This is a genomic window from bacterium (genome assembly GCA_026129405.1).
Classification (GTDB): Bacteria; Desulfobacterota; Binatia; order DP-6; family DP-6; genus JAHCID01.
In genome coordinates this window covers 14,431-37,066 of record JAHCID010000002.1, presented here as the reverse complement: position 1 = coordinate 37,066, position 22,636 = coordinate 14,431, and the positions used below count along the sequence as shown (strand labels likewise).

The window sequence follows — 22,636 nt, the reverse complement described above, 5'->3', positions numbered from 1 at the left end:
ACCTCTGCCGCAGTCCGCGCGCGCACGGACCGCAGCCCTCCCGCTGCACCCTGATGCCGCGACGCCAGCACGGACGGGCCGCACGCTTCTGGCACCCGTCGTGCTACTACGCGGCATGGCCACCGCCGCCCCCGACTCCCGCTGCGACGACGCCCCCGGCCGCCTCGTGCCGGTCATCGACCGCAACCGCTGCGAGGCGAAGGCCGATTGCATCGAGGTCTGCCCCTACGGCGTCTTCGAGCTGCGCGCGCTGACCGCCGAGGAGCGCGCGCCGCTGTCGCTCATCGGCCGCGTGAAGCTCTTCGTCCACGGCGGCAAGCAGGCGTTCGCCGTCCACGCGGACCAGTGCCGGGCGTGCGGGCTGTGCGTGACGGCGTGCCCGGAGAAGGCGATCAAGCTACGCGCGTCGTGATCAGCGTCATCTCGCGCGGGGCGCGGGCTTACGATTCGACGCGGAGCGCTTCTCGCCCCGCCCACGCCGATCCCGCGAGTCGACGTACTGGCGCAACCAGGCCCGCGAGCTGAGCCACAGGTTTCCCTGTCGGACCGCGCGCAGCCGCTCACTCAAGACCAGCTGCCGCAAGTAGACGGCTGGGTAGGGACCGGTGGCGGCGAGTGCGCTGAGCGGAACGAGCTTGGCGTCACCCGCGAGATTCGGGATCAGGAAGCGGCTCAGCGTATCGCTGACGGCGCGAGCGACGATCTCCGTCAGCGGTCGCAAGTTGCCCTCGTCGGCACTCTTCAATGCGTGGAGATATTTCGACCGGTCCGAAGCGAGGATCACGGCGGGAGAGTAGCCGCGCTGGAGCAGGAGAAAGTTCAGCACGAGCCTTCCGACACGTCCGTTGCCGTCGACGAAGGGGTGGATGCGCTCGAACCAGGCGTGATGCTCGGCCGCATGCGCGATCGGGTGCCGGCCAGCGGGCCGCGCCGTGGAGGCGCTCCATTGCGCCATGTCCGCCTGGATCGCCGGAGGCACCGACACCCGCACCGCTCGAACCCGCACGCCGCTCTTGCGCCATGCGCCCGGCGCGTCACGAGTGGCAGGCGGCTCGACGGCCCACACCGCACCGACGGTGATCGCGTGGATCTCCGACACGACGTTGAGCGGAACACCGTCGCACTCCGCCGCCATGCGATAGACCCAATCGGCGGCTCGGGCGTAGCAGTCGACCTCGAGGCTTTCGAGGAGCGTCGCGGCCGGCCGGCGCCGCTCCACGAGCGCCTCGACCTCGGCCCGCGTCATCGTGTTGCCCTCGATGGCGGTCGAGTTGTGCACGTCGTCGAGCCAGATCGCTCGCAGAATCTGGTCGGCCTCGACGGCTCGCGGGAGGCCGCCGAGATGCGAATGCAGCAGGGTCACTTCTTCGTCGACGCGGGCGAGGACCTCGTCGAGCGACGGACGCCCCGGCGCACGCGAGCCGGATTTTTTCCTACTCCATATCGGCACGTAATCGAGAAAGTAGCAAAACGGCGTCGCCGGCGCCAGTTTCCTACGACTTATATTGCGACGGCCCGAGGAGTAGGAAAAGCCCGCAACTGCCTGGGATCACTGGGCCAGCAGCACCCTACCCCCGGAAGTGCGGCAGCACGCCCTCGGCGAACAGCCGCGCCGGCTCGCGCGTGTCCTTCCCGAAGAACTCGATCACGAACGTCGTGCACCCGAGCTTCACGTGCCGCTCGATGCGCCGGGTCACCTGCGCCGGCGTGCCCCAGATGCCGTGCTCCTCGAGCCCGCCGCCCATGTGCCCGCCGTAGATGCGCGCCGCCTTCGCCATTGCGTCCTTCGCCCCGGCCTCGTCCGCCGCGATGACGACGAGGCACTGCTGCGACACCTCGATCTCGGCCGGGTCGCGGCCGACGGCGTCGCAGTGGCGGCGCAGGACCTCCACCTTGCGGCCGAGGTCGGCCTGGTGGACGGCGAGGTTGTTCCAGATGTCGGCGTGCTTCGCGGCGATGCGCAGGAGCTTCTTCTCGCCGCCGCCACCGATGAGGATGGGCGGCACGCGCACCGGCTTGGGCTCGCAGATCACCTCCTGCACGCGAGCGTAGCGGCCGTCGAGCGTGACCGCCGGCTCGGTCCACATCTTGCGGAAGAGCACGCACGTCTCCTCGAGCGCCTCGAGCCGCTCCGCCACCGGCGGGAACGGCGCGCCGTAGCCCTCGAACTCCGCCGCGAACCAGCCACTGCCGAGCCCGGCGATGACGCGGCCGCCGGCGATGTTGTCGATGGTCGCGATCTGCTTCGCGAGCAGCGCCGGGTTGCGGAAGTACGGCGGCGTCACGAGTGTGCCCAGCTCGACCTTCTCCGTCACCGCGGCGACGGCGGCGAGCAGGCTCCATGCCTCGAGGATCGGGAACGCGGGCATCGGCACGCCGTAGAGGTGGTCGCACACCCACACCGAGTCGAAGCCGAGGCGGTCGAACTCGACGGCGGCGGCGCGGGCGTCGGCCCACGAGCGCTTGATCTGGGGAAGGGTCACGCCGAAGCGCACGGGTCGGGTCATGGGTCAGGCTCTCCTCTCGACGACGCGCCGCAGCCACGCCGGGTCTTCCTGCATCGCGGCGTGGACCGCGCTCTCGCTGCCGGCGAGCTCTACCACCACGCGGAGCAGGTTGTCCCGCGCCCAGCGCGCCAGCGGATTGCGGAGATGGCTCAGCTGGCCCATGCGCTGCGACGTGTCCTGCACCCGGCGCACGGGGCGGCGGCGACGCTGCTCCCAGCGCGCGAGCGCGTCGCCGCCGCGGCGCAGCTCGCCCGCGAGCAGCGCGACGTCGACGAGGGCGCTGTTGGCGCCCTGCCCCAGGTTCGGCGCCATCGCGTGCGCGGCGTCGCCGACGAGGACGAGGCGGCCGTCGGACCAGCGCGCGCAGTCGACGCGGCGGACGGTGTTGACGAGCAGCGCGTCGGCGTCGCCGAGGCTCGCGAAGGCGCGCCCCGCCGGCTCGCAGACGCCGCGCCAGTGCGACGCGAGCGCCGCCACGTCGCGCGCGGCGAGCGCGTCGCGCAGCGCCGGAGCACGCGTCGACGCGAACACGTAGGTCGCGCCGTCGAGCGGGGCGCCGCCGAAGATGCCGAGCGGCGTCCACCACTCGCCGACGCCGTCCAGCACGCCGGGCGCGACCAGGGCGCGCACGTAGGTGAGGCCGTCGCGCGTGCGGGCGTCGAAGCGGCCGCCGGCGCGGACGCGGGAGTGGACGCCGTCGGCGCCGACGACGAGATCGTACGTCTCCGTCCGCGTCGCGCCGCCTTCCTCCCAGACGACACGCCCGTCGGCCGACGCCTCGCGCACGTCGGCGCCGAAGCGGGACGTGATGCCCGGGGCGGCAGCCACCGCGTCGAGCAGCGCCGTCTGGAGGTGGCTGCGGCGGATGGCGAGCAGGTGGTCGAGGCCCTCGCCGAAGTCGGGCACGGTGGTGTGCAGGATCGGCCGGCCCGCGGCGTCCATGACGGCGCCGGCACGCAGCACGGTGCCGACGTTCCGCAGCGACGCCTCGAGGCCGAGGCCGTAGAGCACCGCGAGGCCGTTCGGCTGGAGCAGGATGCCGGCGCCGACCGCGCGCGGCTCGGCGACGCGCTCGAGCAGCGTCACCTCGGCGCCGTCGCGCGCCAGCAGCAGTGCGCACGCGGCGCCGCCGATGCCGGCGCCGGCGACGAGGACGCGGCTCACATCCGGCGCCCGACCGTGCGCAGCAGCTGGCCCAGCTTGTGGTACGCGGGCGTCGGGCTCTCTTCGCTCTTCGGCTCGTAGGGACCGGTCAGGTAGGGCAGGTACATCGAGCGGCGCAGGCTCGCGGCGCCCTCGCGCTGCGAGAGCGCGACGCGATGCCACAGCCGCCCGTCGTGCACGGTGAGATCGCCGGCCTCGGTCTCGACGCAGACCTCGCTCGCATCCTCGCCGTGCGAGACGAAGTAGACCTTGCGGAAGCACATCGACCAGAAGCCCTGCGTGTGGCTGCCGGGGATCAGTCGCAGGCCGCCGTTGTCGCGCGTGCAGTGGTCGAGGTGCAGGCCGACGTTCAGCATCTCCTGCGGCATGCGGCCGTAGAAGAGATCGCGCAGGCCGTCGGTGTGCCAGCCGAGCCGCGGGTACACGCTGCCGGGCACGTTGAGATACCGATTGATGACCACGCCGTCCTTCTCGCTGTCGCCGATGCGCGCCTCGGCGCCGACGAGGCCGAGGATCGGCCGGAAGCGCTCGTCGCGCACGAAGGCGTGGATGCGCTCGGAGAAGACCGACGTGAACGCGAGCCGCTGTAGGAACGGCCGCTGCTCGTGATCGCGACCGAAGAAGAGCGGGATGCCGAAGACGTGCGTGCGGCCCTCGCGGAACCACTGCGCCTCGATGCGCTCCATCTCCTCGCACAGCATCGCGACCTCGTCGGGCGTCGCGACGCGGCGGAAGTGGATGAAGCCGTGCTCGCGCAGGAACGCGCGCTGCTCGTCGGTGATCGTCGCGCCGAGCGTGAACTTGGTGTCGAGTGGAAGCGGCGTCGCCATCGCGATGGACCGGGATACCATCCGGCGACGCGTCGTCGCCACCCGTCGAACCCCCTTGCACGGGGGCGGCGATCGGTGGCATGCCTCCGGCCGTTGGCATCCTACAAGGCAGTGACCGTTCGGGTGCACGCCGGGCTGCTGAAGCGCCTCCAGCGCGCTCGCAACGCCCGGACCCCGTCCGAGCTGATCCAGGCGCTCCTCGCCGAAGCCGCCGAGAACGCCCGCACGACGCGCGACCATCTCGACGACGTCGCTGCGCCGCCGGTGCGCGGCTCGGCCCGCAGCGCGACCTGACGCGCCCTCACCGCGTGATCCGCACCCAGACCTGTGCGTCGAACGGCACGAGCCGCTCGGGCGGCACGCCCGCAGCGGCGAGCGCCGCGCGACGGTGGAGAGCGGACCCGAAGGGGCGGACGTTGCCACGCTGGAGCCTCCTCGATGCGACCACCCGCGGCGTCGCAGGCTCTCGCCGTCTAGTGTCCCGAGTCCGAAGCTCTGCTCGGTCCGGACGAGGGCCTCACGGCGACCTGCACCGGCGACCATCGCCCCGGCTCGGCGGTGACGCAGATCGCGGACGTCGACGTCTCGCTGCGCTGGAAGGCGCGCCCGGAGGGCCCGCGGGCGTGGACGAGGGAGCGGCGACCGAAGCCGCTCGGGAGCGGCGCCGCTCGTCGCCCCCGCGCCGGTGTTCGCGGAGCGCCGCCCGACGCCGCCGTGCGGGCTGCTGCTCGCCGACGGCCACCCGACCGCGGCGAGCTACGCGCGGCTCGCCGAGCTGGTCGCGAACGCGCTCAATGCGGCAGCGCTCCCGGCGGCGACGGCGGGGCCGGCGGCACCAGGCTCGAATCCACCTGCCCTGCCGGCCCCATGACGGGCTCCAGCACCGTGTAGCGGCCGGCGCGCTCGCGCTCGCGGTAGTACTTGTCGAGGAATGCCGCGAGCGTCGGGAACATGGTCCGCACGCGGGCGAGATACGGGCCGACGTCGTGCTCGATCACGAGCGGGCGCGTCGCGACCAGGCGGGCGATGGCGCCTTCCTCGTCGAAGGCGGCGCGGGCGTCCTCGGGGTGCACGAAGCCGGTGGTGGCGAGATAGAGGACGTACTCGCGGTCCTGGAGCGCTGCGCGCCGCCCCGCGAGGAAGTACGTCATCTGCTCGCTCGGTAGGATCAGCAGCTCGCGCTCGGCGGGCTCCTTCGCGAGCAACGCGAGCAACGCCGCGTTGTCGTCCGCGGCGACGGGGATGGTGCGGATGCCAGCCGCGCGCGGCAGCGTCGGCCCGATCGGGGCGGCGATCACGGCACGGGCCTGCTGCACGGGCGTGCGCAGGATCGCGACGGCGATCGCGGCGGCGAGTGCGAGCACCGCCGCACGCCGCACGCCGCGCGGTCCCGCGGCGACGGCCAGCGCCCACGCCAGCAGCGGCAGCAGCGCCGGCAGCAGCATGAGCGCGTGCGGCATGTCGGCCGCGGGATACATGGCGAGGCAGCAGCCGGCGGCGGTCCAGGCGAGCAGCCACGGCGCGGCGTCGCCGCCGGGTCCCGACCGGCGGGCCGCGAGCAGCGGCACCGCCGCCAGAGGCACGAACACCGGCAGCCACAGGACGAGGCCGAACGTGCCGGCGCCGAACCAGCCCCGGACGTCGGGCGGCTTCAGCGGGATGAACCATGCGACGCGCTGGGGCAGCTCGAGCAGCGTGTCGGCGAGCAGGCGGCCGAGCGTGCCCTCGGCCGCGAACACGACGCCGACCGCGACGGGGGCGAGCGCAGCGCCCGCGGCGAAGACGAGCAGCGCGGCGAACGGCTGCGCACGCACGCCGCCGCCCCGGTCGCCGCCGCCGCGCCCCGCGGCGACCGCCACCAGCCCCGCGAGCGGCAGCGCGAGCACGAGCGCCGCCGGCGTCCGCTCGCGCAGGTAGGCGACGACGACGCCCGCCGTGGCCAGCACCGCCGCCCACCACAAGAGCCGTCGCCATGCCGGCTCGCCCTGGGTCCGGTCGGGCGCGAGCAGGAACAGCGCCACGGTTACGGCGGCGAACACGCCGGCGGTCTGCTTGAACGTCATCCCGACGCCGACGAGGACGCCGGCGACGAGCGCCGCGACCAGCGGACGGGCGCGACCTCGGAGCAGCACCGCCACCGCCAGGAGCTGGCAGGCGAGGGCGTAGTGATTCGCGTAGGGGGCGTTGAAGACCCAGATCGGCGTGCCCCAGATGACGACGAACGCCGCCGTCACCGCGAGCGCCAGCCCGCGTCCCGCGACGTCGCGCGCCAGCACGAAGACGAGCGCGCCGAGCAGCAGCTTCACCGCCAGCAGCCCCGCGCGCACGACGGCGAGCTCCTCGCCGAACAGCCGCAGCAGCGCCCCGTTCAGCACGAACACGGAGGGGCCGTAGAGCTGCTGGAAGTCGCGATAGGGCAGCTCGCCCCTCGCTACCCGCCAGGCCGGGTAGACGATGTGGCCCTCGTCGATCCACTCGAGCCCGAGGTGCAGCCCGAAGGCGAGATACGCCGTCGCCGCGAGCGCGAGCAGCGCGCCGGCGAGCCACGACACCGCCCTCATGCGGCGGGTCCGGTGGTCGGCGGCGTCGGCCGGCGGGTGCCGCCGGGCTCGATCCGCCGCCGTACGAGCAGCGCCAGCACGCGCTGGAACGTCGCCACGCGCTGGTAGCGCGAGTGGACGAACGGACTGTCGATGTCGGGATTGCGGTAGTTCACCGGCACCTCGACGATGCGGCGGCGCGCGCGCAGCACCTCGACGCCGAGCTCGGGGAACACCTCGATGCCCTCGGCGACCAGGTTCGGCCGGATGGCGCGATACGTCGACGCCCACAGGCCGCGATACATCGAGCAGACGTCGGTGAAGCGCGCCTCGAACTGCCACCAGAGCACGCCGGTGAGCTTGGCGAGAAGCAGGTGCGCGGCGCGCACGCTGCCGCGCATGTTGCTGCCCTGCTCGAGCATCTGGCGCGTCGTGCGCGTGCCGACGACCATGTCGGCCTCGCGCAGATAGACGAGCAGCTTCGCCACGTCGCGCGGCGCGAAGGTCTCGTCGTGGTAGCTGAGGAGCAGGATCGAGCCGCTCGCGGCGTCGAGCCCGGCGGTGACGAGCCGGCCGACGGGCAGGTCGCCGACCACCAGCCGGTGCACGCGCTCCAGCCCGGCGAGGCGCTCCTCGTCGGGCAGGCGGCCGCGGCTCACGACCACGAGCTCGGCGATCTCCGGCCGCTCGAGGAAGCCCGCGACCGCGTCCGCGACGCGCGCCTCCCACTGGTCGACGACGAGCACGAGGCTGGCGCGGTGGCGCTCGGCGCGCTCCTCGCGCGCGAGGTAGTTCGCGTGGTGGAGATCGTCGCGCGAGTTCACGTTCACGTAGCCGCCGCTCAGGTGGAACGGCAGCAGGCGCGCGCCGGTGCGGCCCTGCGCCCCGAGCCACGCGACCCAGTCGAACGGACGCCGGCTCGGCAGATCGGCGAACTCGGCCGCGAGCTGCGGGTAGACGGCGGGCGTCAGCAGCCACGTGCCGGTGCCCATGAGGCGTCCCTGGGCGACGCGCGGCTTCTCCTCGACCGCCGTGATGAAGCCGCGCTCCACCGTCACCGCGTAGTTCTTGCGCACCTGCCCCGCCGACTCCGCCTGGCGCACGCCGCAGGTGACGAAGGCGTCGCGCCATGGCACGTCGAGCAGCCGGCGGTGGTTCGAGCCGACGTAGCACTCGTCGGCCAACACCACGACGCAGGGCGCGTCGAGGCCGCGCGTGCCGAGGAAGATCGAGTACGACAGCTCGAGGTCGAGGCGGTCGTTCTGGAGATAGGTGATGCGCACGCCGAAGCGCGCGCCGTCGCCCAGGTGCTCGCGGATGACGTGGCCGTGGTGGCCGACGACGATGCGCAGCTCGCGCACGCCCAGCTGGTCGCGCAGCAGCTCGACGTTGCGCTGCACGAGCGGCACGCCGTCCACCTCCAGCATCGATTTGGGGATGGTGTCGGTGTACGGGTACGCGCGTACCCCCCGTCCCGCGGCGGGGATGAGGCCGATCAGCTCGCCCATGTCATCGCTGGCACGTCCGGACGACCCCGGGCGCGGGTCGGCGTCTACCGTGTCGCCCGCGCGAGGGTCAATCGCGCCGGCGACGCTGCGGCAGCCCGCACGGCGCAGGCGGCGTCGCGCTTGGCAGGCGCGCCGCCGGCCGGCTAGCGTGCGGCCGGTGCCCTCGACCCGTGCCCGCCGGGCGGCAATCGTCGCCGCCGTCCTGCCGGCCGTGGTGGCGCTGGTCGCGTATCGCGACCTCGTCGGCGCGTTCTTCTTCAACGACGACTTCCAGGTCCTCTACGAGCTGGCGAACGGCGGCGGCCTCGTCCGTTTCCTGCTCGGCCCGATGTTCGGGCACGTGAACACCGCCCGCAACGCGCTCCTCGCGCTGGAGCACGCGGCGTTCGGCCCGCATCCCGCGCCGTTCTATGCGATCGCGCTCCTCATCCATGCCGCCAACGCGGTCCTGCTCCAGCGCCTCGGGGCGCGGCTCACGGGCGCGGGCGGCATCGCCGCGCTGGTGGCGACGGCCTGGGCAGTGTCGCCGATGCACGCGGGCACGCTGACGTGGTGCGCGGCACACGGCCACGCGCTGCTGACGACCGTGCTGCTGGTCCTCCTCCTCCGGCTCGACGCCCGCGACCGCAGCGGCCGCGTCCTCGGCGGCGGCGCCGCCGCCGGCTGGATGCTGGCGCTCTTCGCCATCGCCACGCTGTACGGCACCGGCTTCGGCGTGGCCGCGGCGTTCCCCCTCGCGGCGCTGGTCGCCGCGCCGCACGCGACCTCGACGCCGAGCCGCCTCCTCCTCTTCGTCGTCCCGCCGCTGCTGCTCGCGACGTTCGCGCTCCTCCACCACCTCTTCCCGCCGCCCCACACGGCGATCATGCAGACGGTCATGCCCGCGTTGCGCGACGTGCTGTCCCGCCCCGACGGCACCGCGTCCCTGCTCGGGCACCTCGCCGACACCGGCACGACGGGCCTTGTCGGCGGACCGTTCACGGGCGCGCTGCGCGGCCGGCCGTGGCTGGTGGCGGCGAGCCTGCTCGCCGTCACCGGCGTCCTCGGCGCAGGGCTGTGGCGCGGCCGCGCCCGGGACCGGCGCTGGATCGTCGCGGCCCTGCTGCTCGCCCTCGGCGCCTGGGGGGTGGTGGCGCTGGGACGGGGCGTCCAGTGGGCGACGGCCGACATGCGCGGCGCGGTCGGCGAGCGTTACCACTACGCCGCGCAGACGATGCTGGCGCTGGCGCTCGTCGTCGCCCTCGGCACCCTCGTGCGCCGTGTGGGCACGGCGATCGCCGGTGCCTGGGCCGCCGCGGGCGTCGCCGGGCTCGTGCTCGCGCCGCTCCTGCTGCCCCTCCACACCGGCGAGCGACGCCTCACCGCGGCGGCTCTCGGCGAGATCGCGGCGCAGGTGGCGGCCGCGCCGCCCGGCGCCACGGTCCGCATCCCCAATACGGCCTTCCCGCCGATGGAGTTCCTGGCCATGTTCCAGGGCCGCTGGACCTTCCCCGGCCTCGCCGGCGTGTACGTGATCTTCGGGCCGGCCACGGAGCCGGCGGGACGGCGCGTCGAATTCGTCGCCACCGACCCCGAGCAGCTCGCCGCGCGACGCCGGGGCGGACGCATCGCCACCCTCCTGGTGCCGCCCTGAGACGACCGCCGTCCCGGTTGGCCACACGGACGGCCCGTGCCATGAAGGCGAGCCTCGTGTCTCCGTCCGTGGACATCGTCGTGCCCGTGCTGAACGAGGCGCCCTGCGTGGACGAGCTGTGCGACCGGGTCGCCGCGCTCGGACTGTTCGAGGGGCTGATCTTCGTCGACAACGGCTCCACCGACGACACCATCGCCCGCATCCAGCGGCGCGGGGCGCGCCTCGTCCGCCACGAGCGCGACCTCGGCTGGGGCACGTCGATCCGCGACGGCATCGCGGCCGGCGACGCCGAGCTGATCGTCCTCATCGACGCCGACCTCGAGTACCCGCCCGAGGCGATCCCGCGTCTGCTCGAGGCCCTGCGCCGGCATCCGGTGGTGTACGCGTCGCGGTTCCTCGAGCCCGAGCCGCCGGCCATGAGCCGCATCCGTGTGCTCGGGAACCGGGTGATGAGCGGGGTCTTCAACCTGCTCTTCCGCCAGCGCACGACCGACCTCTGCACCGGCCTGCGCGGGGTGCGCCGCAGCGCGCTGCCGCTCGAGCGGCTGCGCTGCGCCGGCTGGGAGAACGTCGCCGAGCTGGGCGCGATGGCGACCGAGGCCGGCGTGCGCATCGCCGAGGTGCCCGTCCGCTACGAGCCCCGCGACCGCGGCGAGTCGAAGATGCGCCACGTGCCGGTCGCGCTCGGGCTCGTCCTGCACATGCTGCGCTTCCGCCTGCGCGGGACGGGCGGCGTCGACCGTCGCGCCCGCGCCGCCTGACGCGTCGTCGGCTCAGACCGCCGCGGCGGCCTGCTCGTCGCGGTCGGGACGCGGCGTACCCGCGGGCCGGCACTCGCGGATGAGCGCGGTCGTCCGCATGCGCGTGACGCCCTTGGTGAGCCCGCGCAGGCTGAGCGTCCACACCTGGATCAGGCCGTCGAGCTCGCGCGCCGCCTCGGGCTTCAGCTCGAAGACGAACTGTCGCGGCCCCGCGAGGCGGAACGGCGTGGTGTTGTTCGGCAGGCCGGCCTCGATCCAGCCGGCGACGTCGTAGCGCAGCTCGGCGGTCGTCGGCGCCAGGACGGCGTCGCGCGTCGCCCCGTGCGTGTGCTTGTGCAGGACGTAGGTCTCGAAGTCTTCCCACAGCCGGTCGAAGTCGACGATCTCGCGGTCGGCGCCGCGCGCGCGCAGCAGGTCGCGCGTGCCCTGCATGGCGACCCGGCAGACGGCCGGCCACTCGAAGAACGCCGCCATCGCCCGGTACTTGTACATGAGGTTGTCGCCGATCTCGCCGGCGAGCAGCCGCTCCCAGTTCTCGGGCTGCTGGTAGAACGCCTCGCAGGCCTCGCGCGTGGGGAAGAGCTCGTTGCGCGTCTCGGTGACGAACTGCTCGAGCAGGCGGCGGACGGGGCCGTCGGTGCTCTCCATCGACCGCCGCATCTGGATCATCCACTCCGACGGCTTCACGCCGAAGCGGTAGGCGAGCGCCGCCGCGTCGTCGAACCACGAGTTGTTGAAGAAGATCGAGAACGCCAGCGCGAAGCGGCGCGCTTCGAGGTAGTCCTCGAACGACATCGTGTCGGTGGCGACGACCACCTCGTCGCAGTCGAGCACCTTGTCGCCGGCGTAGATGCCGTAGTTCTTCGGCAGCACGCGGAAGCGCGACTCGAACTGGTAGCGCGCCCGCGAGTCGGCGGTCTCCAGCTCCGACCCCTTCAGCATCATGGCCTGGAAGAGGTGCATCTCGTTGGTGCCGGCGTCGAGCAGCTCGGCGATGCCGGCGAGGTGCGACTCGAGCGTCTCGCCCGGCAGGCCGAGGATCAGGTCGGAGAGCGAGCGCAGCCCGCGGCCGCGCACGTGGATCATCACCTGCGCGTAGGCTTCCTTCGAGATGTTGGAGCGCTTGATGTTCTTGAGCGTGGTCTCGTCGAGCGACTGCACGGCCTGGTAGATCACCATCGCGCCGTTCGCCTTCTCGAGCGACTGGATCACGCGCTCGGGCCGGTTCTTGCCGGTGGTCGCGTCGATGTAGTTCGGCCAGCCGTACCGCTTCTGGGCGTCGCCGATGTAGCTCGAGATCTCGATGTCGCGCTCGAACATGCCGTAGTTCGAGTCGGCGATGCGCAGGAAGCCCATCGAGGGGCAGACGGCCTGGATGCGCCGGCCGATGTACTCGATCTCCTCGCGGATGCGGTCCTTGGTGAAGTTGTGGACCTTCGTGTACCAGCGCACGCCCTGCACGCAGAAGGTGCACTGGAACGGGCAGCCGCGGTTGGTCTCGAGGAGCGGGGCGAGCTTGCCGTCGAAGAACTCGTCGAGCGCGCCCGACAGCCACGGCGACGGGATCTCCTCGATCTGCGCCTCGCGCTCCCACATCGGGGTGCGCACCAGCTCGCCGTCGGGCCGCCGGTAGATGCACGACGGCACCTCCGTGGTCCCGAAGCCGCGGATCGAGCTGCCGGCCTCGGCGAACGCCCGCACCACCTCGCGCGCCAGGAAGTCGCCCTCGCCGAGCACGTAGACGTCGATCTCCGGGTGCGCGGCCACGTAGGCCACCTGCCGATCCGGCTCGAGGTGGATGTTGGGGCCGCCCATCACCACCAGCGTCTCGGGCCGCAGCCGCTTCGCCAGGCGGGCGAAGTGGAAGCTCAGCGACTCGTTCCACATGTAGTTGGTGAGCATGAGGACGTGCGGCGGCTCGGACTCGAGCGCCGCCTGCAGCCGATCGGGATAGGCGAACAGCCGCGACTCGACCGACGGCAGGTCGCGGTCGATGACGGCCTTCATGTAGGCCACCCCGAGCGGCATGCAGTCGTTGGCCAACACGCCCGAGAAGTTGTGGCGCAGATCGGCCAGATAGACGCGCACGTCCATGGGCGGAGTTGACCACGCGCCCGCTGAAACGGTCAACCGAGATTCCGGTCGCCGCGAGCCACCGGCCCCCACCCCACATGGCGGACCGCACGGGCTCGCGTCGTCAGGCGGACAGCTCGCCCCCGGAGTGGGCCACGAGCGCGGCCCGCAGCTCGTCGTAGGTGCGGGTGATCGGGAACTGCGGGAACTCGTCGATCACGTTCTGGGGAGGGCGGTAGAGGATGCCGGCATGGGCGGCCCCCAGCATCGCCGTGTCGTTGTAGGAGTCGCCCGCCGCCACCACCCGGAAGTCGAGGCCGCGCAGGGCCTCGACCGCCCGGCGCTTGGCGTCGGGCTGGCGCAGCGTCCACCCGGCGATGCGTCCGCCCGCCTCCACCTCGAGGCGGTGGCAGAAGAGCGTGGGCCAGCCGAGCTTCTGCATGAGCGGGGTCGCGAACTGCTCGAAGGTGTCGGAGAGGATGACGAGCTGCGTGCGGCTGCGCAGCCACTCGACGAACTCGACCGCCCCCGGCAGCGGATCCATGCCCGCGATGACGTCCTGGACGTCGGGCAGGCCGAGGCGGTGCTCGTCGAGGATCGCCAGGCGGCCGGCCATCAGCTTGTCGTAGTCGGGCTCGTCGCGCGTCGTCCGCCGCAGGGCCGCGATCCCGGTACGCTCGGCGACGTTGATCCAGATCTCGGGGACGAGCACGCCCTCCAGGTCGAGACAGACGATCATGGGCGCGGACCCTAGCGGCGGCCCTCCGCGCGGACAAGGGCGACCGGCGCGCACGGCGACGGCGGCCGCGGCGCCAGGACCGCGACCGCGAGCGTCGCGTCGGCCGCCACGGCGCGCGCCCCGCCGTGGGTACGGAACGGGTCGGGTCGGCCGGGGCACGCGAGCGGGTCGCCGGGGGCGGGGATCGGCAGCTCCGGGCCGCCGGCCAGACCGAAGCGCACGAGCAGTGCGGGGATGCCGAAGTCGCCCGTCCAGTCGTAGCCGGGGCGCGCGGCGGCGAGCGGGACGCGCGTGCCGTCGGCGGCGAGGTAGAGCGGACGGCCCGACGTCGGGTCGAGGAGGCGCGCCCAGCAACCGGGCGCGAGCGCGACGTCGGCGAGCCAGCGCGCGGCCTGGCGCGCTCCCTCGCACCACTGCGGCTCGCCCGTCGCCCGCGCCAGGGTCTCGAGCGCCTCGACGGCGTGGCGCGACTCCCAGGTGGCGAGCGCCGCCGGCTCGAAGACGCGCATCGGCGCCGGCCGTCCCTCGGCGTCGTACTGCTGGGCCCAGCCGGCGCGGGGCTCACCGTGCTGCACCGCGAGCAGCCAGCGGCCGCCGTGCCGGGCCGCGCGCAGCAGGTCGGGCCGGCCGAGCGCCGCCGCGGCGACGACGAGCGTGTCGATGGCGAGCGGCGTGGTGCCGTCGTTCAGGCTCGCGGTGTCGTCGCGCGAGCGGCGCACGACGTGCATCCAACGCGGGCGCCACACGTGCGGCCAGGCGCCGGACGGCAGCTGCGCGCCCGCCAGCAGGTCGACGCCGCGCACGGCCGCGTCGCGGTAGCGCGCGTCCCCCGTCGCCTCCCACAGCGCGAGCAGGAAGCGCACGGCGCCGGGCGTGACGTCGTCGTCGAGCGTGATGCGCGGCGACACCCACGGGAACCAGGCGGTGAGCCGTCCCCGCTCGACCGGCATCTCCGAGACCCAGCCCCCCGGCGCGAGCTGGAGGGCGATCAGCAAGTCGCCCGCGCGGCGTGCCGACGCGAGCCATTGCGCCCTCCCCGTCGCCCGCCACCCGGCGACCAGCGCCAGCCCCGCCGACGGCGTGCCCGGGCTGCGCACGACGACGAGGTCCCAGTGCGGGCCACCGAGCCTCTGCGCCAGCCACTCCGCGACCCGCATGACCCACGTGTGCCCGTGCGGACGGCCGTCCGCCTCGGGCGCGAAATGCCAGCCGCCGTCGGCCGCCTGCGCCGCGACGAGCGCATCGAGCACCGCCGCCGGCTCCGCCGGCACCGCCGCCGCGGCGACCCGCGCCAGCAGAATCGCCGCGACCGCGACCGCGCCGGCGCGCGGCAGGCACCGTCCCGCGCGCAGAGGCGCCGCGCGGCTCACGCCCTGGCGCTGGGACGCGACGAGACCGCCTCGTACCAGCGCGCCAGGTGCCGCTGATCGGGCTGGACGCGGATGTCGGTCACGCGCCCGAAGTCGACCGCGCACAGCGCGGTGATGTCCGCGATCGTGTAGCGCTCGCCGGCGACGAACGGCCGCGGCGCCAGCTCCGCGTCGAGCCAGGCGAGCCGCGTCGCCGCCCACGTCTTCGCCACCGCGCCGTACTCGGGCACCTGCGGGATGCGGCCCGCGAAGAACTCGTGCGTGTTGCGGAACGACTGCGTCACCGGCCCGAACAGCTCGAGCTCCATCCGCCGCTGCCACATCTCGACCAGCGCGCGGTCCTTGGCGTCGGTGCCCATGAGCGGCGGCTCCGGATGCGTCTCCTCGACGTAGCGGCAGATCGCCACGCTCTCGGCGATGATCGTGCCGTCGTCGAGCTCCAGCACCGGCAGCGTCGCCATCGGGTTCTTCCGGCGGAAGTCCTCGGCGTCGTTCTCGCGCGTCGCGATGTCGACCTGCACGACGGGCACCGTCACACCCTTCTCGGCGAGGAAGATGCGGACGCGGCGCGGGTTCGGCGCACGACGGGCGTCGTAGAGCAGCATGGGCGGGGGTCCCTCCTGCGGCGGACGACTACGCGGGGGGCGGCGGGGAGGCAAGGCGCGCCCGGCCGCGGGCGCGCCTTGCGGGCGTCCCAGGCGGCGCGTTGACCCTGGGTGGCCACGTCGACGCGTGAAGGCCGTCGCGGTCCGCGAGCTGAAGAACCGGCTCAGCGGCTATCTGCGCGAGGTCGACGCCGGGACGGTGCGGCAGGCGCTGGCCCGCGCCGCCAGTCGCCGGACCGTCCTGGAGATGTCCGCCGACGTCGCCGCGCGCGCCGAAGCGCGCTTCCCGGCCGAGCCGGTGCGCACCCTCGATGCGCTGCACCTCGCGAGCGCCCTGGCGCTCCGGCGGCTCTTTCCCGATCTGACGATGCTCAGCACCGACGCCCGCGTCCGCGACGACGCCGCGCTGCTCGGCCTCCCCGTCCTGCCGGCGCCGAGGAGCGGGTGATCGCGACCCGACGGCGCGCGGCTGCGGCGCCCGCGGCTCAGATCGGCAGGTTGCCGAACGCCGAGCCGATCGTGCCGTGCTTCGTGTACGCGTCGGTGACGTTGGTCGCGATGCGCATGAGGTGCACCTCGTCGGCGCCGTCGGCGAAGCGCGACCAGCGCGCCTGGAGCAGCATCCCGGCGAGCGGCGTGTCCGTCGAGTAGCCGAGCGCGCCGTGCACCTGGATGGCGCGGTCGACGACGCGCCAGAGCGTGTTCGCGACGTGGTACTTGCACATCGACACCGGGGTCGCGAAGGGCTCGCCGCGCTCGATGAGATAGGCCGCGTGCAGGACCATGAGCTTGGCGGCGTAGAGCTCCATCGACGACTCGGATATCTTCCATTGGATGCCCTGCTTCTCGGAGAGCAGGGAGCCGTGCGCGAAGCGCTTGGTGGCGCGGTCGATCAGCTGCTCGAGCGCGTACTCGACCTGGCCGATCCAGCGCATGCAGTGAGCGAGGCGCGCCGGCCCGAGGCGCACCTGGCCGAGCCGATGGCCGCCGCCGCGCTCGCCGAGGATGTTGGCGGTCGGGACGCGCAGGTTCTCGATGCGGATCTCGCAGTGGTTGTGGCTGCCCGACATCGTCTTCACGTCGCGCACGATCTCCCAGCCCTCCGCGGGCAGGTCGACGATGAAGGCGGTGTTGCGCGCCTGCGGCGGGTCGGCGTCGGGATCGGTCTTGGCGATCAGGATGGCGAAGTTCGCGCCGCGCGCACCGCTGATGAACCACTTGTGGCCGTTCACCACCCAGTCGTCGCCGTCCTTCACGGCGTGGGTCTTGATGAGCGTGGGATCGGAGCCCGCGACTTCGGGCTCGGTCATCGCGAAGCACGAGCGCGCGTAGCCGTCGCAGAGCGGCTTCAGGTACTTCCGCTTCTGCTCCGGCGTGCCGAAGTGGAGCAGCGTGTGCATGTTGCCCTCGTCGGGCGCCTGGCAGTTCAGCACGAAGGCGCCGAGCGACGTGCGCGCCGACTCGGCCGACACCGCGGCCATGGCCGTCGGCCCGAGGCCGAGCCCACCGAACTCGGCCGGCATGTGCGGCAGCCAGAGCCCCCACTCCTTCGCCTTCTCGCGCAGCGTGAGGATCGTCCGGATGAGCTTCTGACGGCCCTCGGGGTCGTGACGGTCGATCGAGAGATCGCCCTCCCCGGGCTTCACGACCGCGGTCATGAACGCGCGGACCTTCTGGCGGATGTCTTCGACGTCGGGCGGGAAGGTGAAGTCGATGGCCATGGGCGGGCATCCTCGCCCGGAACGCCCGCGGGGGAAAGAGTCGCGGGGCGATCCGCCCGGGGCGACCCGCGAGCCGCCGTCAGCCCACGTCGAAGCGCTTCGAGAGGATCAGGCGCAGCATCCGCATGCCGGTCTTCATGCTGTGCCAGCGGCTCGACGAGTGCTTCGACTCGCCGCCGCGCCGGCTGAAGTAGTGCACCGGCACCTCGATGAGCCGCTGCTCGCTGCGCAGCACCTCGATCATCATCTCGGGCGAGAACGCCGCGTCGTCGCGCGTGAGGAAGGGGCGGATCTTGCGGTAGGCGTCGCGCCAGATCGCGCGGTAGGTGCAGCCGACGTCGGTGAGCCGCGGCTCGAGCTTCCACCACAGCGCCTCGATCAGCTTGCCGACGACGACGTTGCCCCAGCGCAGGATGCCGTCCATGTTCGCGCCCTGCTGGATCATCTGGCGCGTCGTGCGCGTGCCGACGACCATGTCGGCGTCCTTCAGGTACTCGAGCAGCTTGCCGAGGTCGCGCGCGGCGAACGTCCCGTCGGCCTCGACCAGGACGAAGATGTCGCCGCTGGCCGCCTCCATGCCCTGGCGGAGCGCGTCGCCGTAGCCGACGAGCTTGCGCGAATGGACGACGGCGCCGGCCTCGCGCGCGAGGTCGCCGGTGCCGTCGGTCGACAGGTTGTCCATCACCACCACCTCGTCGACGTGGGGGCGGAAGTCGCGCACGACGCGGCCGATGGCGGCCGCCTCGTTCCACGCCGGGATGACGACGCTCACCTTCGGACGGCGCGCCGAGCGGGCCAGGAAGGCGGCGGTGTTGAGGTCGTCGACCGAGTTCACGTTGACGTAGTGCCCCGTCAACACGAACGGCCGCACGAGACCGCCGCGCTTCGCCGCCTGGTCGATGACCTCGGTGAGCTCGAGCCGGCCGGTGCGCGCCGAGCGCGGCGTACGGCGCGCGTCGTCGAAGATCTGCGGCGTGAACAGGTAGGTGCCGCAGCCGACGTACGGCGTCGGCGGCTTCTCCGGCTTCTCCACCAGCGCCGTGATGCGCCCGTCGTCCAGCTCGACCGAGTAGTTCTTGGCGATGAGCTCGGTGTCGTCGGTGTGGTGGATCGCGCACACCGCCTCCCACGGCTCGGGCACCGCCGCGAGCTCGGCGTGGTTCGAGCCGAGGTACAGCTCGTCGCCGAGCATCAGCACGAAGGGCTCGCGGACGTGGGGCTCGACCACCTCGAGCAACGTGCCGAGGCCCTCGTCGACACGCGGGTTGTCGACGAACGTCAGCTCGACGCCGAGCTCGCGCCCGTCGCCCAGACGGGCGCGCACCTGCTCGGCGAGATGGCCCACCACGATGACCTGCCGCCGGATGCCGAGGGCGTCACGCAGGAGCTCGACGTTGCGGACGAGGAGCGGCTTGCCGTCGACCTCGAGGAGGACCTTCGGCACGGTCAGGCTGCGTGGATGGATGCGACGCCCGCGGCCGGCGGCGGCGATGACGGCGAGCTGAGGAGCGGGCACGACCGTGCCTGATAACCGTGCCCGGCCCGGGCACACAAGCCGGCGAACGCCCGGCTCGCGACCGGGGCTTCCCCTACCGCTGCGATGGGATAGGAGGTGGGTGTGGCCCGGCGCGGGTCACGCGCGACATGGAACGGTCGTCCACCGCCCGAGACCGCGCGATGCTGCTGCTCGTCGACGACAACGACGACGCCCGTGAGGCGCTCGCCTATCTCATCGAGCAGACGGGCTGCCAGGTGATCGAGGCCCGCGACGGCGAGCAGGCGTTGGCCGTCCTGCGCCGGGGCATCCGTCCCGGCCTGATCCTGCTCGACCTGATGATGCCGGGGCTCGACGGCTGGGCCTTCCGCAACGAGCAGCGCAAGCTCGACGGCGCGCGCGACGTGCCGGTCGTGATCTACTCCGGCTCGCCGACCGTCGAAGAGGACGCCCGCCACCTCCAGGTCGCGGGCTGGCTGCGCAAGCCGCTCGACTTCGAGCGCCTGCTGCGCGTCGTCAGCGAGCACTGCGGCGTCTGAGCGCCGCCAGGCATTCCGCCGCGCCGAGCGCCGTCAGCAGCCAGATCAGGGGCTCGACGCCCAGACGGAAGCGCATGTTCTCGCCGTACTCGCCGAGGCTCGAGAACACCGCGAGGTAGACGTACAGCGCGCCGCACACGACCAGCGCCGTCGCGCGCGCCGCTTCGCGGGGCGTCGGCGACCCGCCGTGCCGGCGCCGGCGGACGAGCAGCACCACCGCGAGCGGGGCGAGCACGTGGACGCCGACCACGGTGGCGAGGAAGCGCGCCGGGTCGAGCCAGGTCGGGCTGCCGATCGCGACCGGCGCGAAGCGGCGGCGGACCTGGCGGCCGCTCGTCAGCAGCACGGGCTCGGGCAGCGTCCCCGACGCCCACTGGCGCAGCACGCCCGGGACGTCGAGCCCGCTCGTGGTGCGCGCGGGGGTGCAGAAGAGCGAGATGTACATGCGGCCGAAGTTCGCGATCGGCTGCCAGAACAGGGCGTAGGCCCGCGCGGTCTTGATCAGCACGACGTCCGGGTGGCGCAGCGCGAAGGGCGTGAAGCTGCGCTCGAACGCCGCGAAGAACGCGCCGGCGACGGCGGTGTTGAAGCCCCAGTTCTCGACCCCCCAGCGCGCGGCCAGCGCGGCGTCGCGCTCGCGGTACTCGGCCGGCAGGATGTCGCCGAGACGCGCGACGCCGCCGGGGGCGAGCGCCTCGGCCATCCAGGGCGGGTCGCCGTGATCGAGGACCCAGCGCCCGAACGGCTCGGCATAGCCCGCCCCGCGCAGGCCGTTCATCAGGTTGAAGCCGGTCCACGACGAGGTCGTCATCGTGAAGCGGCCGTAGACCCAGGTGTTCTTCGCGCACCAGGCGCCCTGCAGAAGCAGCACGGGCAGGAGGAAGGCGCCGGCGGCGCGGGCCCGGCGGCCGCGCGCGAGCCAGGCGACGAGCGCCAGGCCGGGCAGCCAGAAGAACGACCACGTCGCCCGCGTCAGCGCGAGGAGCCCGGTGCACAGGCCCGCGAGGGCGGCGGCGCGCGGCGCCCCGGTGCGCCCGAGGCGCATCAGCGTCGCCGCGAGCCCGAGCACGAGCAGCATGCCGAGATTCTCGTAGAACGTCTGCCCGAAGGCGTTGTACTCGAGGACGATCAGGTCGACGTCGAGCACGAAGTAGAGCGCCGCGAGCGTCACCACGACGAGCCGCCCCGGGAAGAGCCCGAGCAGCAGGCGATGCAGGAGCACCGCCGCCGCCACCGACGTCGCCCCCTGGAGCACGAGCAGCGCCTGGGTCACGCCGTGCGGCCACGAGAACGCCTTCACCAGGAGCCCGAAGATCAGGTTCGACACCGGCGGCGTCTGCTGGAGGAGCAGCAGCACGACGCCGAGATGGTCGCGCAGCAGCTCGAGCGGCGCGTGGTGCGCCATGTAGACCTCGGGATTCGCGGTCTGGAGCGCCTGGCCCTCGGCCCGGAACGCGACCAGCAGCCAGGCGCGCTGCACGAGACCCACGAGGGCGACGAGCCCGGTCGCGAGCCAGGTGCGCCGGCCGGCCGTCATCCCGGCCCCGGCCGCACGAGCCGCCACGCGCCGGCGGCGCCGACCAGGGTGACCGTCCAGATGAGCGGCTCGACGCCGAGGCGGAAGCGCATGTTCTCGCCGTGCTCGCCGAGGCTCGAGGCCAGCGCGAGGTACGCGATCAGCGTGCCGCAGACGAGGAGCACGACCGCGCGCGTCGCGTCCGGCTCCGGCAGCGGGCCGCGCCCGCGCCGCACGAGCCAGCCGAGCGCGGCGAGCGGTGCGAGCAGGTGGACGCCGATCGCGGTCGCGAGCAACCGCGGCTCGTCGAGCCAGCGCGGCGTCCCGAGCGACGCGGGCCGCAGCGCGAGCCGGCGGCCGAACGCGAACGCCCCCGACGTCACCCCGAGCTGCTGCGGCACCACGCCCGTCGTCAGGTCGCGCACGACGCCGGCCGGATCGAGCGCGCTCGCCGCCGTCGCCTCGGGCGCGAACAGCGCGACGTACTGCACGCCGTAGTTCGCCATCGGCTCCCAGAAGAGGCGGTACGAGCGCCACGTCTTGTCGAGCACGACGTCGGGCCGGTCGAGGGCGAAGTGCCAGAAGTTGTGCGCGAAGCCGTCGAAGAGGGCCGCGGCGGCGGTGGTGTTGAGCGCCCACGGCCCGATGCCCCAGCGCGCCGCGAGCTCCTGATCGCGGCGCGGGTACTCGGGCGGCACCATGGCCTCGATCGACGCCGCCGGGTGCCGCATCGCCTCCGCCAGCCAGGGCGGGTCGTTGCGCGCGATCAAGTACTGCCGGAAGACGTCGCCGTAGCCGAGGCGGTCGAGGCCGTTGGTCACGTTGTAGCCGCCCCACGACGACGTGACCCACGACAGCCGCCCGAAGACCCAGGCGTTCTTCGCCACCCACGCGCCCTGGAGCACGACCAGCGGCAGCAGGAAGGCGAGCACCGCGCGGCTGCGCGCCCGCGGCACGAGCAGCGCCACGAACAGCGCTCCGGGCAGCGCCACGTAGGACCACACCGCCCGCGTCAGCACGAGGAGCCCCGCCACGAGTCCCGCCCACGCGGCATCCCTCGCCCGCCCGGTCCGGCGCACGCGCAGGAGGAGCACCGCCAGGCCCAGCGTCAGCAGCATGGCGAGGTTCTCGTAGATCGTCTGCCCGAACGAGTTGTACTCGAGCACCACCACGCCCGTGTGCAGGACGAAGGCGATCGCGACCGCCGTCGTCAGCACGAGCCGTCCCGGGAAGCAGGCGCGCAGCAACCGATGCAGCAGCAGCGCGGTGGCGATCGTGATCGCGCCCTGGAGCCCGGTGAGCACCTCCGCCCCCGCGACCGGCCACGAGACGACGTGGGTGAGGAGGCCGATGAGGAGGCTCGATAGCGGCGGCGAGGCCTGGAGCAGGAGCAGCGTCAGGCCGAGATCCTGATGCAGCAGCGCGATCGGCGCGTTCTGCCCCGTGTACCACATCCGGTTGTCCGCGATCAGCGCACGCAGCTCGTCGCGGTAGGCAAGGAACAGGACGACCCGGTGCACGATGCCGACCAGCGCGACGAGCAGCGCCGCGACCCGCGCGGCGCGCGCATCGTCTGCCGGGATCATGCCCCTCTATGACCCGGCGGACGGCCGGGAGGCAAAGGTCGGCAGGCGA

General features: G+C 73.2%; 20 protein-coding genes. 6 read left to right on the top strand and 14 right to left on the bottom strand.

The annotated features are described in order from the left end of the window. Positions 1 to 115: 115 nt before the first annotated feature. Positions 116 to 412, top strand: a complete 297-nt coding sequence (locus tag KIT14_08540; protein ID MCW5890586.1) for a ferredoxin family protein — start codon at positions 116 to 118, stop codon at positions 410 to 412. 6 nt (positions 413 to 418) lie between these two features. Here the strand turns inward: KIT14_08540 and KIT14_08535 are convergent, their stop codons facing one another. The 4 genes from KIT14_08535 to KIT14_08520 form a co-directional block, all read right to left on the bottom strand. Further along, a complete protein-coding gene (locus tag KIT14_08535) occupies positions 419 to 1,450 on the bottom strand; it encodes a Fic family protein (protein MCW5890585.1) in 1,032 nt (343 codons plus the stop codon). Between the two features lie 118 nt (positions 1,451 to 1,568). After that, complete coding sequence (locus KIT14_08530) at positions 1,569 to 2,507, bottom strand: TIGR03560 family F420-dependent LLM class oxidoreductase (GenBank protein MCW5890584.1); 939 nt, start codon at positions 2,505 to 2,507, stop codon at positions 1,569 to 1,571. Positions 2,508 to 2,510: 3 nt separating this feature from the next. Next, positions 2,511 to 3,671 (bottom strand): FAD-dependent monooxygenase, encoded by a 1,161-nt coding sequence (locus tag KIT14_08525; protein MCW5890583.1) that lies wholly within the window; start codon positions 3,669 to 3,671, stop codon positions 2,511 to 2,513. Beyond that, positions 3,668 to 4,501, bottom strand: a complete 834-nt coding sequence (locus tag KIT14_08520; GenBank protein MCW5890582.1) for a phytanoyl-CoA dioxygenase family protein — start codon at positions 4,499 to 4,501, stop codon at positions 3,668 to 3,670. Before KIT14_08520 ends, KIT14_08525 begins: the two co-directional genes overlap by 4 nt. A 111-nt stretch (positions 4,502 to 4,612) precedes the next feature. Here KIT14_08520 and KIT14_08515 point away from each other — a divergent pair, with 111 nt between their 5' ends. Then, a complete protein-coding gene (locus tag KIT14_08515; protein MCW5890581.1) occupies positions 4,613 to 4,795 on the top strand; it encodes a hypothetical protein in 183 nt (60 codons plus the stop codon). A gap of 497 nt (positions 4,796 to 5,292) precedes the next feature. On the opposite strand, the gene KIT14_08510 is transcribed toward KIT14_08515, so the two are convergent. Together KIT14_08510 and KIT14_08505 are read right to left on the bottom strand one after the other, a co-directional pair. Then, a complete protein-coding gene (locus tag KIT14_08510) occupies positions 5,293 to 7,062 on the bottom strand; it encodes a hypothetical protein (GenBank protein MCW5890580.1) in 1,770 nt (589 codons plus the stop codon). Next, a complete protein-coding gene (locus tag KIT14_08505) occupies positions 7,059 to 8,549 on the bottom strand; it encodes an NTP transferase domain-containing protein (protein MCW5890579.1) in 1,491 nt (496 codons plus the stop codon). The genes KIT14_08510 and KIT14_08505 overlap by 4 nt, the downstream gene beginning before the upstream one ends. Before the next feature lie 157 nt (positions 8,550 to 8,706). Here KIT14_08505 and KIT14_08500 point away from each other — a divergent pair, with 157 nt between their 5' ends. Both KIT14_08500 and KIT14_08495 read left to right on the top strand, forming a co-directional pair. Then, positions 8,707 to 10,182, top strand: coding sequence for a hypothetical protein (locus KIT14_08500; GenBank protein ID MCW5890578.1), 1,476 nt, complete (start codon positions 8,707 to 8,709; stop codon positions 10,180 to 10,182). Between the two features lie 56 nt (positions 10,183 to 10,238). Continuing rightward, positions 10,239 to 10,943, top strand: coding sequence for a glycosyltransferase family 2 protein (locus KIT14_08495; GenBank protein MCW5890577.1), 705 nt, complete (start codon positions 10,239 to 10,241; stop codon positions 10,941 to 10,943). Positions 10,944 to 10,955: 12 nt separating this feature from the next. Here the strand turns inward: KIT14_08495 and KIT14_08490 are convergent, their stop codons facing one another. From KIT14_08490 to KIT14_08475, 4 genes are all read right to left on the bottom strand, one after another. Next, on the bottom strand, positions 10,956 to 13,037 hold the full coding sequence (locus KIT14_08490; protein ID MCW5890576.1) for a radical SAM protein: 2,082 nt from the start codon (positions 13,035 to 13,037) through the stop codon (positions 10,956 to 10,958). Positions 13,038 to 13,140: 103 nt separating this feature from the next. Further along, on the bottom strand, positions 13,141 to 13,755 hold the full coding sequence (gene thrH, locus KIT14_08485) for a bifunctional phosphoserine phosphatase/homoserine phosphotransferase ThrH (protein ID MCW5890575.1): 615 nt from the start codon (positions 13,753 to 13,755) through the stop codon (positions 13,141 to 13,143). Between the two features lie 11 nt (positions 13,756 to 13,766). Next, entirely contained in the window at positions 13,767 to 15,125 is a 1,359-nt protein-coding gene (locus KIT14_08480; protein ID MCW5890574.1) for a hypothetical protein, read from the bottom strand. Continuing rightward, positions 15,122 to 15,730, bottom strand: coding sequence for a glutathione S-transferase family protein (locus KIT14_08475; protein MCW5890573.1), 609 nt, complete (start codon positions 15,728 to 15,730; stop codon positions 15,122 to 15,124). Before KIT14_08475 ends, KIT14_08480 begins: the two co-directional genes overlap by 4 nt. Positions 15,731 to 15,857: 127 nt before the next feature. Here KIT14_08475 and KIT14_08470 point away from each other — a divergent pair, with 127 nt between their 5' ends. After that, positions 15,858 to 16,178, top strand: a complete 321-nt coding sequence (locus KIT14_08470; GenBank protein ID MCW5890572.1) for a hypothetical protein — start codon at positions 15,858 to 15,860, stop codon at positions 16,176 to 16,178. A gap of 37 nt (positions 16,179 to 16,215) precedes the next feature. Here the strand turns inward: KIT14_08470 and KIT14_08465 are convergent, their stop codons facing one another. Both KIT14_08465 and KIT14_08460 read right to left on the bottom strand, forming a co-directional pair. Then, positions 16,216 to 17,451: an acyl-CoA dehydrogenase family protein gene (locus KIT14_08465; GenBank protein ID MCW5890571.1), complete on the bottom strand. Its 1,236-nt coding sequence runs from the start codon at positions 17,449 to 17,451 to the stop codon at positions 16,216 to 16,218. Positions 17,452 to 17,530: 79 nt separating this feature from the next. Beyond that, entirely contained in the window at positions 17,531 to 18,967 is a 1,437-nt protein-coding gene (locus KIT14_08460) for a glycosyltransferase (GenBank protein ID MCW5890570.1), read from the bottom strand. Positions 18,968 to 19,128: 161 nt separating this feature from the next. On the opposite strand from KIT14_08460, the gene KIT14_08455 reads away from it, so the two are divergent. Further along, complete coding sequence (locus tag KIT14_08455; GenBank protein ID MCW5890569.1) at positions 19,129 to 19,485, top strand: response regulator; 357 nt, start codon at positions 19,129 to 19,131, stop codon at positions 19,483 to 19,485. Here KIT14_08455 and KIT14_08450 read toward each other — a convergent pair. Both KIT14_08450 and KIT14_08445 read right to left on the bottom strand, forming a co-directional pair. Continuing rightward, positions 19,463 to 21,022 (bottom strand): hypothetical protein, encoded by a 1,560-nt coding sequence (locus KIT14_08450; protein MCW5890568.1) that lies wholly within the window; start codon positions 21,020 to 21,022, stop codon positions 19,463 to 19,465. The two genes, KIT14_08455 and KIT14_08450, sit on opposite strands and share 23 nt — an antisense overlap. Next, positions 21,019 to 22,587, bottom strand: coding sequence for a hypothetical protein (locus KIT14_08445; GenBank protein MCW5890567.1), 1,569 nt, complete (start codon positions 22,585 to 22,587; stop codon positions 21,019 to 21,021). Before KIT14_08445 ends, KIT14_08450 begins: the two co-directional genes overlap by 4 nt. Between the last annotated feature and the right edge of the window lie 49 nt (positions 22,588 to 22,636).